The organism is Chitinophaga sp. SVR4-12A, from assembly GCF_056754765.1.
Genome location: NZ_JBPGWP010000001.1, coordinates 14951 through 30235, shown reverse-complemented (window position 1 = coordinate 30235; position 15285 = coordinate 14951). Strand labels below are relative to the sequence as shown.

Annotated in this window: 17 protein-coding genes and 1 pseudogene; 11 read left to right on the top strand and 7 right to left on the bottom strand. The window is 40.5% G+C overall.

Going from position 1 to position 15285, the window contains the following annotated elements:
- Positions 1 to 135 precede the first annotated feature (135 nt).
- The 3 genes from ACR9Y8_RS00155 to ACR9Y8_RS00145 form a co-directional block, all read right to left on the bottom strand.
- Positions 136 to 966 carry a FecR family protein gene (locus ACR9Y8_RS00155; RefSeq protein WP_481211189.1) on the bottom strand — a complete coding sequence of 277 codons (831 nt, stop codon included), beginning with the start codon at positions 964 to 966 and terminating at the stop codon, positions 136 to 138.
- A 90-nt stretch (positions 967 to 1056) separates the two neighbouring features.
- Positions 1057 to 1311, bottom strand: coding sequence for a hypothetical protein (locus ACR9Y8_RS00150; protein ID WP_481211188.1), 255 nt, complete (start codon positions 1309 to 1311; stop codon positions 1057 to 1059).
- Between the two features lie 47 nt (positions 1312 to 1358).
- Positions 1359 to 1934, bottom strand: coding sequence for an RNA polymerase sigma factor (locus ACR9Y8_RS00145; protein ID WP_481211187.1), 576 nt, complete (start codon positions 1932 to 1934; stop codon positions 1359 to 1361).
- Positions 1935 to 2270: 336 nt separating this feature from the next.
- On the opposite strand from ACR9Y8_RS00145, the gene ACR9Y8_RS00140 reads away from it, so the two are divergent.
- The 11 genes and pseudogenes from ACR9Y8_RS00140 to ACR9Y8_RS00090 all read left to right on the top strand — a co-directional run bounded on the left by ACR9Y8_RS00140 (position 2271) and on the right by ACR9Y8_RS00090 (position 11109).
- Positions 2271 to 4109: a carboxypeptidase regulatory-like domain-containing protein gene (locus ACR9Y8_RS00140; protein ID WP_481211186.1), complete on the top strand. Its 1839-nt coding sequence runs from the start codon at positions 2271 to 2273 to the stop codon at positions 4107 to 4109.
- Positions 4069 to 4935: an outer membrane beta-barrel protein gene (locus ACR9Y8_RS00135; RefSeq protein WP_481216203.1), complete on the top strand. Its 867-nt coding sequence runs from the start codon at positions 4069 to 4071 to the stop codon at positions 4933 to 4935. The genes ACR9Y8_RS00140 and ACR9Y8_RS00135 overlap by 41 nt, the downstream gene beginning before the upstream one ends.
- 478 nt (positions 4936 to 5413) lie before the next feature.
- Positions 5414 to 5593, top strand: coding sequence for an STN domain-containing protein (locus tag ACR9Y8_RS00130; protein ID WP_481211185.1), 180 nt, complete (start codon positions 5414 to 5416; stop codon positions 5591 to 5593).
- An 8-nt stretch (positions 5594 to 5601) separates the two neighbouring features.
- Complete coding sequence (locus ACR9Y8_RS00125; protein ID WP_481211184.1) at positions 5602 to 5784, top strand: carboxypeptidase-like regulatory domain-containing protein; 183 nt, start codon at positions 5602 to 5604, stop codon at positions 5782 to 5784.
- A gap of 226 nt (positions 5785 to 6010) precedes the next feature.
- A pseudogene (locus tag ACR9Y8_RS00120) lies at positions 6011 to 6430 on the top strand (TonB-dependent receptor plug domain-containing protein); the annotation flags it as partial.
- A gap of 241 nt (positions 6431 to 6671) precedes the next feature.
- The gene (locus ACR9Y8_RS00115; RefSeq protein WP_481211183.1) at positions 6672 to 7649 is read left to right on the top strand and encodes a hypothetical protein; all 978 of its coding nucleotides are present in this window, start codon (positions 6672 to 6674) and stop codon (positions 7647 to 7649) included.
- A gap of 931 nt (positions 7650 to 8580) precedes the next feature.
- Complete coding sequence (locus ACR9Y8_RS00110) at positions 8581 to 9351, top strand: RagB/SusD family nutrient uptake outer membrane protein (RefSeq protein WP_481211182.1); 771 nt, start codon at positions 8581 to 8583, stop codon at positions 9349 to 9351.
- Positions 9352 to 9661: 310 nt separating this feature from the next.
- Entirely contained in the window at positions 9662 to 10027 is a 366-nt protein-coding gene (locus tag ACR9Y8_RS00105) for a RagB/SusD family nutrient uptake outer membrane protein (RefSeq protein WP_481211181.1), read from the top strand.
- 54 nt (positions 10028 to 10081) lie between these two features.
- On the top strand, positions 10082 to 10321 hold the full coding sequence (locus ACR9Y8_RS00100; RefSeq protein WP_481211180.1) for a thioredoxin family protein: 240 nt from the start codon (positions 10082 to 10084) through the stop codon (positions 10319 to 10321).
- 8 nt (positions 10322 to 10329) lie between these two features.
- Complete coding sequence (locus ACR9Y8_RS00095) at positions 10330 to 10599, top strand: hypothetical protein (protein ID WP_481211179.1); 270 nt, start codon at positions 10330 to 10332, stop codon at positions 10597 to 10599.
- A gap of 249 nt (positions 10600 to 10848) precedes the next feature.
- Complete coding sequence (locus tag ACR9Y8_RS00090; protein ID WP_481211178.1) at positions 10849 to 11109, top strand: hypothetical protein; 261 nt, start codon at positions 10849 to 10851, stop codon at positions 11107 to 11109.
- Positions 11110 to 12048: 939 nt separating this feature from the next.
- Here the strand turns inward: ACR9Y8_RS00090 and ACR9Y8_RS00085 are convergent.
- From ACR9Y8_RS00085 to ACR9Y8_RS00070, 4 genes are all read right to left on the bottom strand, one after another.
- Positions 12049 to 12324, bottom strand: coding sequence for a hypothetical protein (locus tag ACR9Y8_RS00085; protein WP_481211177.1), 276 nt, complete (start codon positions 12322 to 12324; stop codon positions 12049 to 12051).
- 190 nt (positions 12325 to 12514) lie between these two features.
- Complete coding sequence (locus ACR9Y8_RS00080) at positions 12515 to 12925, bottom strand: peroxiredoxin family protein (protein WP_481216202.1); 411 nt, start codon at positions 12923 to 12925, stop codon at positions 12515 to 12517.
- Between the two features lie 795 nt (positions 12926 to 13720).
- Complete coding sequence (locus ACR9Y8_RS00075; protein ID WP_481211176.1) at positions 13721 to 14266, bottom strand: hypothetical protein; 546 nt, start codon at positions 14264 to 14266, stop codon at positions 13721 to 13723.
- A gap of 287 nt (positions 14267 to 14553) precedes the next feature.
- Positions 14554 to 15141: a hypothetical protein gene (locus ACR9Y8_RS00070; RefSeq protein ID WP_481211175.1), complete on the bottom strand. Its 588-nt coding sequence runs from the start codon at positions 15139 to 15141 to the stop codon at positions 14554 to 14556.
- Positions 15142 to 15285 lie beyond the last annotated feature (144 nt).

Below are 15285 nucleotides of genomic sequence, written 5' to 3'. Positions count from 1 at the left end.
ACTTTGGATCAAAATTTTTTTTAGATGATCATGCTGAGCATATCTGTTTCAACAATAGTTCACTAAAAAAGAGAGCCGTTAGAAAACGGCCCACACCATACATATCTATTGGTGAAAAATGAAAATGATGACACACTACTGCAAATGCAGTATATCTTTATCCAGACTGTACCTGATCTTCATGGTTTGAGAAAGGGCGTCCAGGAATTTCTGCACGGGTTTGTTGCGGTCCATCATTCCTGTAAAGCGTTCCTGGCTCAGGCTGGGATTGTCTATGACTACACTGATCCCGTACCAGCGTGGCAGTACGGAGATAATCTCCTGCAGGGTAGCATCATAAAAATAATACTTGCCCGAGCGCCAGGCCAGTACGTCCTCTTCATCAAAAGCCTGTAGCTGGATGCCTTTATTGACGGTGTATACGGCTTCTTTTCCCGGTTTAACTACCAGGTCCTTCTCCCCTGTCTTTACCCGTACGGCGCCTTCTACCAGGGCAACCCTTAGCACCCCGGCATCATAGTCGTTCATGTTAAAGGAAGTACCCAGTACCTGGATGGTACCATGCTGGGTATGTACCAGGAAAGGCTGTTTTGTATTCTGGGCTACTACCAGGTAGGCTTCGCCACTGATGATGATCTCCCGGGTTTTACCTGTGAAGCGGAAAGGGAATTGCAAGGTAGTGGCGGAGTTGAGCCAAACTTCTGTACCGTCTGACAGGGTGATCTTATAATCTTTGCCGATGGGGACTGTTAAACGGTTAAGAGCTGCTGATCCGGCTGCCTCCTTATCCGCATCCACCAAGGTATAGGACAAGGTATTACCGGCATTATTGAGCCGGGCGTCTTTTAAGAGGATGCTATCGGTGGTACCGGAGAGGTTGATGACCTGGCCATTAGCCAGCTGTAAGGCGATGTCTTTTTTATGCGCTGCCTGGCCATTGGTGATCTTTGCAACCGGTTGGGTCATCTCGAGCTGCCTGCTTTGGTAAACAGGTACCAGCTTACGACAATACCGGCAATTACAGCGGCTGCCAGACCGGCGATCCGCATCACCAACCTAAAGATCCGCTTTGGGCGTGGCGCAGCCCTCGGTAATTTCGTTGGCCGGTATCCAGGGTAATTCGTCGAAACGCTCAAATTTAGTTCTTCTATCTTCCTGGGAGAACTTTTCCCGGAATTCCATCCAGGCAGCTTTAATGGCAGGATCTTCGGTGATCAGTTGCTTTAAATATAAAGCTTCCTCCTGGGTAATATCACCGGAAAGCCAGGAGGTCATTAATGCATGTATATGGCGCGGGTCACGCTTCATCATGAGGAATACTGGTTTGCGCGGGTACTTGTACTATTGTGCAGGAAAATTTATCCTCTTTTTAGCTGGGAGCGCATGATCTTGACTGCTCTAAGGAGTTGGTTTTTAACGGTATGCGGGCTTACTCCCATGATGGAGGCTATTTGGTTGCGGCTTTTATGTTCGACGTAAGATAACTGGAATACTTTGGCTGATAAGGGAGGTACTTTACTCAAGGCGGACTGCAGGGCCTGGCCAATCTGTTGCTGCCATTCGATGGCTTCGATGCGGCTTTCGGGAGGACAGCTCAATTCCGGGCCGGGCATGGTATCTAATCTGTGCTGCCTGGTTTTGCGCCGGGCGATCCTATCCAGGCAACGGTTATAGATGATACGATGGATATAGCCTTTGATCGGCCCAGCGTCTCCCTTGTTGTATAAGGGGTCTATCTTGTTGAACAGCCGCTTTTGCCAGAAGTCTATAAAGAAATCCTGTACTACATCCTGTGCCTCCATTTCGTCTTCCAGCAAAGAGATAGCAGCCACCATCAGGTATTTACGGTACCTGTCATAAAAGACGGCAAAGGCTCGCTCATCGCCTGCTTTCAACTGTTCAAGTAAAAGTATATCCTGTTCCTGTACTGACATGGTTTATAAGTGCTTGGTACATAGCGAAACCGTTACTTTAACAGGTTCTTTGAGGCTAGTTAAAGGTAGGAGATTTTACAGGATTGAAATGTGAATACAGTGTTAACGGGAATGTAAACGTAACGTTAACACTAACACCCTTTTTCCATGCAGAAAAAAGAAGCTGCTAGAGGGAATTGGATTCATTCCAACACCATTAAAATCTTCCAAAATTGACCTGATTTTCCACCAAATTGACCTCTTGATACACCGCACATGTAAACCTTTAGCTACAACTTTGGAGATAAATGTAGCTATTAAAGTAAAAGCCAAACGCTTTATAACAACTATACTACGATGAGACAGACCTCACTCATCTTGTCAATATTATTCTTTACATTCCTCAAAGCCTGGCCGCAAACTCACCAACTGGCACAGGTAAAAGGCACTTTGTTGGACCAGGAGACCAAAACCGGCCTTTTTAACGCGGCCGTTATACTATTGTATGATCACAGTACAAGCATAGCGGGCTCTACTTACACGAAACAATCGGGCAATTTTCTGTTGGACAGTTTGCAACCCGGTAAATACACACTTCGCATTTCCTATCTCGGCTACGAAACGGTTACCCAACCAATTACTATACTGAAGCATGATTCTATTGTAAACCGAGATAGCATATTAATGCAAAAAACGAGTATTACGCTACAAACGCTAGAAGTAGTAGGCACTATCCCATCCATATCTATTAAAAAAGACACACTCGAATTTTACGCGAATAATTTCAAAACTAGGAAAAATGCCGTAATGGAAGAGTTATTACAGAGACTACCTGGCTTACAGATAGAAAAAGACGGCACCATCAAAGTAAATGGCGAAACCGTCAAAAAAATACTCATAAATGGTAGATTATTCTTTGGAACCGAAATTAATCTGGCAACCAAAAACCTACCCGCAGAGATGATAGAAAAAGTTCAGGTCATCGACCAAATACCAAATGGTGCCAATTCCGAAGGAAAGACTAACATAGAAAAAGAAAAGGTCATCAATATAAAAGTCAAAAAAAGCTGGATGGATCAGCTATTTGGCCAGGCATCGACCGCCATCGGAACAGATGCTCATTATGCATGGAATGGAAGTCTTAACCAATTCAAAGATAACGAACAGCTCTCCGTAGTAAGCATCGGTCACAATATGAATAGCACAGACTTTCTGACTACAGGAAGTCAGGACATGATGTTCGAAGGAGTTGCCAGCAATTTCTATAATGCCATAAACTATAGTAAAAACATTGGAAAAAAAATAAAATTAAGTACAAGCTACCATGTAAATAGCCGAAAATTACGAAATCAACAAAACCTATATCGAGAAAACTTACTACAAGACAGTTCCTACTATTTCTACCAAAATTCTAACGATGAAAATAAGGCCATAGGCAACACGCTTACCACACGTCTAGAATATAAGACTGATACGATGCAGCATATTATCCTGGATCTAAACTTCTACCAACCCCACGGTAACGTGTCCCAAAAGAGGTTATATAAAACATTCGGAAACAAAGGGCAACTTTCAAATACTGGAAGTGTTAATAGCTTCAACACGTCGGATAATATGAATTTAAAGGCAGCACTTACGTTTGAAAAAAAAATTAAGAGGGAAGATCGGATACTACGAACAGTCATAAGCGTAAACTACACAAATAAACTTCAGGGTGGGCTTAATAAATCTTATAATATACTAAACCTACGAGATGGTTTGACAAGCCTTGATAGTATTGATCAACGCTACAACACTTACACTTCCAATAAAATGGTTCAGTTATATTCGAATTATAGGGAACCTATTTACAAAGACCATTCCCTGGACATTACCTATGTTCTTTCTTGTAGGAACAGCTTATCCCAAAAGTTAACCTATAATTATGACAAGTTCATAGGCGATTACAAAAAATTAGATGAAAATCTAAGTAACAGCTTTAAAAATAGCTCCATCCTTCATGCCATTCATTTCGTATTCCGTACACAAAAAACCAAACATGATTACGGGATGGGATTCAATGCAACATCAAGCAGTATAACGAACGAGAATATTACTAACTCGAAACGACTAAGACAGGAAAAAATCATTCTTTTCCCTACAGCCTACTTCAACTATAGATTTAGAGAGCAACTCCCACTTCGAAATCAGTTATGATGGACAACCACAACTACCGGAAATTTATCAGCTACAACCGGTATCGGATAATAGTAATCCTATGTATATACAACAGGGAAATCCTGACCTTAAGACGAGCATGACCCACAACCTTAACCTAAGTTTCACGAAAATCGATGCTACGGCCCGACGTTATCTAACCACCGGCCTATCTATTTCATTGATCAAAAATAAGATAATTTATGCCAACGATATGGACTCTGTTGGTAGACAAACTAGCTACCCTATAAATACTAATGGTGCCTATTCAATAACTGGACAAATAACCAACTCCATTCCAGTTAAAGAACAAAAAATATCTATAAATACGACCACATCCTTTGGAACCAGTAGAAATCTCTGTTATACTAATAACATTAAAGGAGATATGCGCAACTATGCCGTTACGCAAGAATTGAATGTTAGTTTTATCGACCAAGAAGCGTTTGACTTTAATTTTTCAGGAAGCGTAAATTACAACAACGCCAAGTATTCCGTATCAAAAAATAGTAATGAAGAGTATTTTAATTATAAAGCTAAACTTAAATCAAGCATTAATTTCCCGCTGGATTTTATTTTGAGTACTCAACTTGAATATACGCTCCAAAGCGGCCGACCCCTGCCTTATGACCAGGATATGTTTATTCTAAATGTGTCCGTATCAAAAAGTCTATTTCGAAACAAACAGGCAGATATAAAGCTGCACATTCTTGATTTACTTAATCAAAACACTTTTACCAACCGTTTTACTGGAAGAAGTATGCTAGAAGATAGGAATAATAAGACCCTGCAGCGCACGATTCTCTTAAGTTTCTCTTACTACTAAAACCAAAGAGAAATTAATAAATATGAAAACCCGGTCTACCTCCCACGGACATGCACTCTTAATCAAGGTAATGTTATATTGATCTAAAAAATTGGGAATGTGAATTACTGGTTAACGTAATTAAAAAATCGCTCCCGTAATAGTACAGCACCCCAGTGCCGCCGTTTTTCTTTTGAAGACAGGTTAAATTATCGTTATTACTTAATTTGGCCAATTTCTTTTCCCCCTAAAAGCCTGTGTAGGAAAAATCTTATTTACTGACCAACCAAAATCCCTGCGTATGCAACCAATGCTACTACGCAACCGATTGTACCGGTTGCTAAGCGTACTCCTGTTGTCCCTAATCTGCTTCCACTCCAGTGCACAAGCCGCCGACCACCGCGTAACAATTATTGGTTCGGGAATTTCTCTTAAAGCCGTGTTTAAAGCTATTAAAAGACAGACAGGGTTTGCAGTGATGTATAACACTAGCATTACTATGCTAAACCAGGAGGAGAAAGTAACCGTAAGTTTTAAGGATATACCATTGGATGAGGCGCTTACTTTCCTGCTTAAAGGAAGAAACCTTGCGTGGACGTATAGCGATAATGTTGTTGTGATATATAAAAAAGTGGAGGAGGCATCCCAAAAAAAGAAACGGCAGAAGATAGTACAGTAACGCCGTCTATGTTAACCGGAAAAGTGACGGATGCAGCGGGAAGCCCCTTACCAGGTGTTACAGTACAATTAAAGGGAACAAATCAGGGAACAACGACGGATGCAGACGGGAAATACACGATGGAAAAAGTAAAGAACGGAGAAGTGCTCGTGATCAGCTCGATTGGGTATGAAAAAAGAGAATATTCGTAAAAGGGCGGAGTTTGTTGGCACAATTGAATCTACAGGTAAGTGGACTGGATGAAACAGTAGTAATAGCATATGGTACCACAACGAAACGGATGCTCAGTAGGCAATGTAAGCACTGTAGAAGGAGAAGATATTGCAAAACAGCCGGTAAACAATCCACTGTTGGCTCTACAGGGAAGGGTACCTGGCTTATTCATAACTCAAAGCAGGGTGGCGGGGGCGCGTAACGGTCCGCGTGCAGGGTCAAAACAGCATTCTGAATGGTAATGATCCGCTTTATATTATTGATGGGGTCCCTTATATTTCCCAATTACCCCAGGCTGGCTTTGAGAATATCATACGAGGAGGTAATCCGTTAAACTTTATTAATCCAGCCGATATAGAATCAATTGATGTATTAAAGGATGCAGATGCGACGGCAATATATGGCTCTCGTGCAGCCAATGGCGCGATATTGATCACTACTAAAAAAGGAAAGGCAGGTCGAACAGCGATAAATATCAATTTACAGCAAGGGTGGGGAAAAGTAACCCGAAAACTGGATATGCTAGACAGGCGTCAGTATCTAGACATGCGTTATGAAGGGTATTATAATGATAATATCGACTGGAGATCTCCGGATGTTACGGCCAATGATCTAAAAGTCTAGGGATACAACCCGTAACACGGACTGGCAAAAAACATTAATTGGGGCCACCGCACAGTCTAGCAATATTAATGTTGGTATTTCCGGCGGAAATACGGGCATACAATATACCGTAGGAGGTACCTTTCACCGGGAGACAACAGTATTCCCCGGCAATGCGAGAGATCAGCGTGGTTCACTTCATTTTGCTCTCACCAGTACATCACCCAATCAGAAGCTAAGATTTCAACTTTCTAGCAATTACATGGTTGACGATAATCGCTTGCCAGCTTTGGACATTACCCTCCAGGCAATACGGTTAGAGCCTATTGCACCCGCGCTTTACAATTCGGATGGCAGCTTAAATTGGGCACCAGATGCTACCGGAACCTCAACATGGACCAACCCGCTTTCTCAAATAATATACAAAACCTACAAAAACAAAACCATTAATTTAGTCAGCAATGCTATAGTCAGCTACTCTATCCTACCAGGGTTAGATATACAGACAAGTGCCGGTTACACAAATACGCAAACGACCACTTTTTCTCCTTACCCTTCCAGTTCGATACCACCGGAAAGCAGACCTTTCGTCAACAGGCTTGCCACATACGGAAATAGACATATGGATTCTTGGATTATTGAGCCGCAAATTATTTACAAGTTGCTTCTAGGAAAAGGAAAACTGGAAAGCTTAGTGGGTGCAAGCATCCAGCAAAATAACAGCACTGCAGAAACCATCGATGGGGTTGGATATAGCAGCGATTTAGTACTCGGGGATGTAAAATCTGCAGCGACACTTACAGCACTTAGTTCATCATTAATCTATAAATACAATGCACTTTTTAGCCGAGTAAACTATACTTGGCAGAACAAATATATAGTTAACCTGACCGGACGTAGAGACGGTAGTAGCCGGTTCGGAGCAAAAAATCGTTTCCACAATTTTGGTAGCATTGGCTTGGCATGGATATTCAGCGAGGAAAACTGGATACAAAATTTAATTCCTATCCTTAGTTTTGGTAAAGTAAGAGCAAGTTACGGTACCACAGGCAATGATCAAATTAGCGACTACGGTTTTTTAAGCGTGTATTACTCTAACAGTGGTGGTTTTCTGCCTTATCAAAACAGTACAGGCCTGGCCATTACCAACCTAGCTAACCCCTATCTTCAGTGGGAAGAAACACATAAATGGCAATTCGGTGCTAGACCTTCGGATTTTGGAATGACAGGATTCTGTTAAATACAACTTTACGCCCCCGAAACCGATCTTCAAAATCAATTACTAGGATACGACTTACCGTCTATAACGGGCTTCAACAGCATTTTTCAGAATTTTCCAGCAACAGTACAAAACACAAGTTGGGAGTTCACTCTCAATAGCAGTGATGTTGCAAGGGGGAGAAAGTTAACTGGAACAGTTCCATCAATCTGACGATTCCTAAAAATAAGCTTCTGGCTTTTCCGGATCTCGCTACATCAAGTTATGCCAGACAGTTGATCATTGGTCAACCACTAGGCACAATTAGGGCTTATCATTTCCTAGGTGTTGATCCTGCCACAGGGCTATACCAGGTGGTCGATAGTCATGGAAGCCCGACATCTTCGCCTGATCGTGCCATACAACAGATATATTCTATTGTCTACTTCGCCCAAGTTCTATGGAGGCTTCCAGAATAAAATTACATATAGGGGATTGGAACTTGACTTCCTATTCCAATTTGTCAAACAAATAGGCCTTAATACTTTTTTTAATAATGGTTCACTTGCCCCGGTTCATTTTCAAGCGGCAACAGTAATCAGCCTACAAGTGTCATAGACCGATGGCAAAAGGTCGATGACCATGCTCCTATAATGAAATATAATTCCAACCGGTCTCTACGCCCTCTGGTTGATATGGCAATTCAAAGCGACGCTGGTTACTCCGATGCTTCTTATATCCGCCTAAAAAACTTATCGCTGTCGTGGCAGGTTCCTATAAAATGGAAACAGAAAGCCTATCTACAAAATTGTAAGATATATATTCAGGGGCAGAACCTATTAACCATTACAAACTACCGTGGAATGGACCCTGAAAATCAAAGCCTCTCCTACTTACCCCCTTTAAGAGTACTCACAATAGGTATACAAATGGCACTGTAACAAACAGTAAAATAAATTTTAAATATAAAGTCATGCGATCAATACATAAGTTCCATGGATGCAGATTATCAATATACATTTTGGCATTTAGCTTAGTCGCCACTAGTTGCAAAAAGCTAGTAGACATTCCGCCGTCCGCCGATCAGATTGTAGATAATAATGTATATACTAATGATGCTACTGCCACATCCGTGTTAACTGGATTATACACGGCAATGAGCAGCAACGGATACTTCACCGGGTTGCAGAGCATATCGCTGATTACTGGTCTAAGCGCTGATGAGCTCAGCTTATATGACAACGCGAATAGCATTATTCATCTAAATTACTATACTAATACCTTGTCAACTAAAACAGTTACAGGATCGGAATTCTGGGCTCCTCTCTATAATTATATTTACAAATGTAATGCGGCTATCAATGGTTTACTGAACGCAACCACATTAACTCCGGCGGTAAAAGAGCAATTATTAGGTGAAGCTAAATTTATGCGAGCCTTCTATTACTTCTACCTAGTGGGTTTATTCGGTGATGTACCTTTAGTTCTAACAACCGATTACAAGGCAAATTCTCTACTCTCTCGCTCGCCAAAGATACAGGTATATCAACAAATCATTCAAGATCTAAAAGAAGCACAAAATCTATTAAGTACAGTGTATTTGAATGGAAACTTACAAGCCTATACAGGATACGAACGAACGCCTTCGTCCAACGAAATGGGCAGCCACAGCCCTACTGTCACGCGTCTATATGTATACTGGAGACTATGTAAACGCAGAAGCTCAGGCCACCATTGTAATTAATAATTCTACTTTATATAACCTATGCCCGCTATCTGACGTCTTTAAAATGAATAGTCAGGAAGCCAGTTGGCAACTTCAACCAGTATTCATTGGACACAACACAGAAGACGGTTGAGACATCATCATTCCTTCCACGGGTCCTAATCAGCTGAATCCCGTTTTTCTGAGTCCTCACCTATTAGGAAAATTTGAAGCTACCGATTAGCGCAAATCCGAATGGATAGGCAGTGTTGAAACAGCCGGCACTAGGTACCATTATGCTCTTAAATACAAAAGCGCGGCACTTGACGCACCATTAACAGAATACCTGATGGTACTGCGATTAGGAGAACAATTCCTAATCAGATCTGAGGCTCATGCACGCAAGAACAATATCACCGGGGCACAAAGCGATTTAAATGTTATACGAACCAGGGCCAATTTGACAAACACCACCGCTGCAGATAAAGCTTCTCTCCTGGCAGCTATACAAAATGAACGCCAGGTTGATTACTTCACCGAATGGGGGCATCGTTGGCTAGATCTAAAACGCACTAATAACATAGACGCTGTAATGAGCATAGTAACTCCTTTAAAAAACAACGGAGCACCCTGGCAATCATTCCAACAGTTGTACCCATTACCATTATCGGATATCGAGAGCGCTCCAAATCTAATACAAAACTCAGGTTATTAGAACAATCAAAACTCTCTTCTCTTACATCCAACTCTAATATAAAATCAAGTCTCTATGAAGAAATTATTGCTACTGATTATGTTTACACCATTATCAATTATGGCACAAAGAAACGGCATAAAATTCGAAAAAGAACTAAACTGGGACCAAGTCAAGGCAAAAGCAAAAAAAGACAACAAGTATATTTTCATCGATTGCTATGCTACCTGGTGTATTCCCTGCAAACGAATGGATAAAGAAGTATATATTAATGACATGGTGGGAAGTTCTTCAACAAACACTTCATTTCCGTAAAGGTACAAATGGACAATACAGATAAAGATACTAAAGAAGTAAGAAACTGGCGAAAAGATGCGGAGGCGATGGCCAAACAATATAGAATCCAAGCCTATCCAACATACGTTTTCCTGTCGCCTGAAGGCAATATTGTGCATATGGAAACAGGCTTCAAGCCCCCAATCGATTTTATTGCAATAGCTCAAACAGCGATTGCCGAAAAAGTATATAACAATCCATATGCAGTATACGACCAATTCAGCGAGATATACGATAGGTCAAAAAAACTATCGTAGGATGCCTTATTTGGTAAAAACTGCGTTAGACTTGCAAGAAGTAGAAATTGCCAAAACTATTGCCCGAGACTATAGCAATTATGCAGTCAAATTAAAAGATCAGGAATTATATACAAAGGAGAATATAGAGTTTTTTACCATTGTCACAACCAGTAGCAAATCCAAATTCTTCTATCTCTTCTTCCAGATGGAAGTAAGATTGATGCTATTATAAATAAAAAAGGATACGCAGAAAGCGTTGTAGACGATGTGATCTTAAGAGAAGATGTTGAACCATTCATTCAGCTGAAAGCAGAAGAAATGCAAATTATGGGCACAGCCCCCCAAGCTCGACCAGACCCTGACTGGGAAAAACTTTATCAGATAATTTCAAATAAATATACGCCTGACTATGCCAAAAGAAATGTATTGAATGCCAAAATAATGTGGTACGAGCACCAACAAAACCTCGTTTATACAGCATTCTTTGTTACAAAGATGGAAAATGTATGGCCTGGATACATCCAATGACAAAACAGATCTTAGGCTTAACCACATAGCATGGGTGATATTTACTAAAGTAGCAGACAGAGAGCAGATTCTTTCCGCAGCCAATTGGATGCAAGGGGTAGTAAGGAGAAGCAAGCTAAAACATCCCTCTTGGACAGCCACTACTACTGACACTTACGCGTGCTTGCTTTATAAAGCGGGAAATAAAAAGAAGCAATCCAATGGGAAGAAGAAGCGGCAAAATACGCCGACTGGACTGATGTTAAAGAGTATCAGCAAAGAATAAATCAAATGAAAAAAGATGAACAAATCTGGCACTCGAATTAAGCATAAGCTAAAATAGAACTAAGATATAATTATACGGGTCCCTGCAATCCACGCAAATAGTATTTGGGGAATTATGCAAAAACCACAGTTTTAATAGTTGCGTTTTACAAAAGTGATTCCTACGCTATAACTATAATGGGCTGTTGGGAAATGAAACAGCCCATTCCGATATTTTCAGGTTAAATCTATTACCTGTTTGATCAATCCGCTTATTCTTTATCTAGCATTGAATAATAAAAGAATCCGTTCCCCGACGCAATAAACGGCTACTTTAATTATAGCCAATATTTCTAAGCACCGCTATGGTCATTAATGCTCTCGACATAGCCACCATTGTATTATGATTAGTAACAAATACCCCTACTATATATTTTTGCACAATACTTCTCGGAAGGATAGTACACCACACACGATGCCAAAAAGGTATTCCTGTCAGTACCTACCTGTGTTTTACTCTAATTGAAAGTACTTGGCATTTGGCCGCTTCCGATTTAAATAGAAATCCTCTAGCCGTTACATTAAGAGGCTGTCCTAAATTAAATTAGAACAGCCTCTTTGTTTAGTGAAGTCTGTTACAATAGGCAATATTGTGGATCTATATCACCAATCCCCAGTCTGCCGTTAGATATCTCATTAATTACCTAAAATTTTAGCCGGTGTTGCATTACAAACAGGCTTATCACCAGCACAGTCAGCCGTTGCATTGGTAATAAAATAACATTTATTAGTACCAGTGTTATCAATCTTACCTTCTTGACCGCCCTGACATTTTACTGTATTCGGACATGTTCCATTCGGTTGTACAGCTGTAGTACAATATTTGACATCACTCATCGTCCTAAAGGCCAGCACACCACCTACTGTTCCTAAAACGATCATTGCTGTTAGCATTATTTTTACTTTGTTCATAGTAAAAGCGCTTTTTTAATGTAAAAAGCTAAACTTAAATAAAACAATACGCCTACTCTTTTATAAAGGTTTTCGGCTTCCCCTTTATTTCTAACTTAATCTATTCATTACATGTATAACATAAGTGTGCCAAACAACTATAAGTTGATTCGCATTGGTATTAAGCAACAGACATCTACCTAATTACTTTTCAATTGCCGCTATAATTTCCCGGGTATTTATTTGGCCAACGTAAGACCTTCCTGAGCTTCTTATCATCACCAAAAATGGCGGTATAAGGAACTACAGGCGCCTCAAAATACTTAGTTACAAACTCCGCAGTGTCCTTTCCAATTATAATATTTGAATATTGATCTAACTTGTAATCATCGTAAAATTGTCTCATCTCGGGAACTGGAAAACTTGTAACTAGGTAAAACCGCATATTCTTTAGCTCTTTCATGTCATCAATGATCGCGGTCATTTGAGCACGGCAATAAGGACAGTGCGGACTAAAATAAAACAGCACTACAGGCCTACCTGTAGGTATGCTTGCAGTATTAAAGTACGTTAAGCTGTCTGGCAATAATATACTGAAATCGGGAAAAGATTTTCCTTTCAGTTTCCTTTTCTATCGAGTTCTTGCCCGAACAGGCAAACAAGAATGTAATTAGCGAAAAAATAATAAAACGTTTCATAATGCATTGGATTTGAAATTCATGTCTATTGATATCCGAATCATATCAGCATTTAAACCAAGTGAAATTAAGCCTACGCTAACGACCCAGTCGAAATTGGCTTACTGTCATGCATGGGCCTAATTAAAGACTTATCTTTCATCTTCATTAGCTGAATCATCCAGTCAATAAATAACAAGGAGAAAATAGTAACCAATATAACCTGAAATGATTGAAATCTTAATGCTGCGGGCGAGGCTAGGATGGTAAACCCTGCGTTCATAATCCAAACAACAAGGGCAGCAAGCGCCATTTTCGAAGATTCTTGTCACCTCGAAAACCACCGAGTAGCGCATAACATATAAGACCACATAGAAACAGCACATTCATCACGCCAGTAAGAATAGGGTAAAAACCGAGTGTATACACTTCTGCATTAGCCAACCTAGCCTTCACCTCGCGATTTTTATACCCAAACCAAAACTGTCCAATGACACCTATACTGTCTTGTCCACCATTATACTGAGCCAGAAACTCAACAGGTGGGGCATGAGCAGTTTTCGAGCATTAGGCCATCGAAAGTTAGCAGCAAACTTCGTTGGATACTGTTTAATAATAAACGAGCCGTAGTTCCTAAAGTAAGGGCCCATTAATGCCCATTTTTTAAACGACGAAATGGTGCTGTCATTGCTAAATTGCGTGTCCATATACTTCATTAAAGGTAGCCTACGGGACCACATCTAGGCGGTGCTCGCTTTTATCCTCTCAAGAGGATACAATCTAGCATCACGTGTGCTGTCAAAATGAGTACGGATCATATTATCTAAGATCCTAAATCGCTTCGGCACCGGCTTACGATCCGCACTATCAACGTACCTATAGGTATACATAGCATTATTAGCTAATTGCCATCCGCTGAAAGGTGAAAACTGCCAGGTGCCCGTCAACTCTTTATATTTACCTCCGGTATACGCGACAAATAACCCGCACAACAAAAAACCAGCGGTAATTCCTATTATTTTCCTTCTAGTAGACAAATTGCTTATTCCAAATACAACAACCGCTATAATTGGGTAGACCAAAGCATTATATCGAAAGGTAAATGCGACGAACAGCACTAACGTATGTGCCACAACCACTCCTGTATTAGGTTTATTTACAATCCACAATAGCAGTGAAAACCATGTCAAACTTAATCCTAAAAATATTGCATCGGTTGATATCAGATTGGCCAAATAAAGGGAAAGCGGATTCAGAATAATGAAACCAAGTAATACTTTTTGCATCACTCTCACTTGGCTGATAGAAATAAAACAATGTAAACAAGAAGAGAGCACCATACTGAATAACAATATATTGAAAGGCTGTTAGAGCAGTATCTGAGCCGGAAAACACACTGAATAATCGCAAGAACCTTGGATAACCAACAGGAAACGTATCTATATTGACATTATCTGCCGCCATTTGCAAATACACAAACGAATCATCATGTATGAAGCTGGGAAAAGGATAGAAATATTTAAAAATGGCAAATAGAAGGATAGTGCTAATACCTGTTATCCAAAATAGCCTTCTATCTCTCCCTTCTGCTTTTAATGAAGTCTTGGAATGATAATTGAGGTCCCAGCGAAACTCCCAATGTATCAGCTGTTGCTTCGGCCTGTTTTGCTGGTAGGCTCCCCTCATGATACTCCTGTTCTGTATTAATCGCCCATATATTTTCTTTACTTGTCTTTCCGGAACAAATGTTATCTATCGCCACCATCGCCGTTAGCATCGAATGATAGGAATTATTATACTTATGCATCCCATTCCTACCCACCAAGAAAAGATTCTCAAACCTGTCAACAAATCTCCTTATCACATCAAAGCGCTCATATGTTCCAAAATATGCCGGGTAAGTCTTTTCCATCCGCAATACTGTGCTATCCAGCACATTCGCTTGACAGGCCAGCCCTATTTTTTCGAGCTCATGAATAGCAATTTGTCTAATCGCATCATCATTCAACTGCCAAAAACTGTCCTCTTTATTACAGAAAAACTCCATTCCGACCCACACCGTATCTGGATCCTTTACCATAAACGGGCTCCAGTTGTTAAACAACTGTAACCGGCCCACCTTAACATCCTTCTCCTGTATATAAATCCATGTATCTTTCAACTCAATCGGTTTCCACTACCGTGTCCTCTTGTCTGAAAAGACAATTTCTTCAGTAAATTCCAACTGTAATAAAATCACGATATTGAAAACCAGCTAAGGATACCTCTAATACATCGTCAGGTATTCAGCCATCCATGCTTCCAA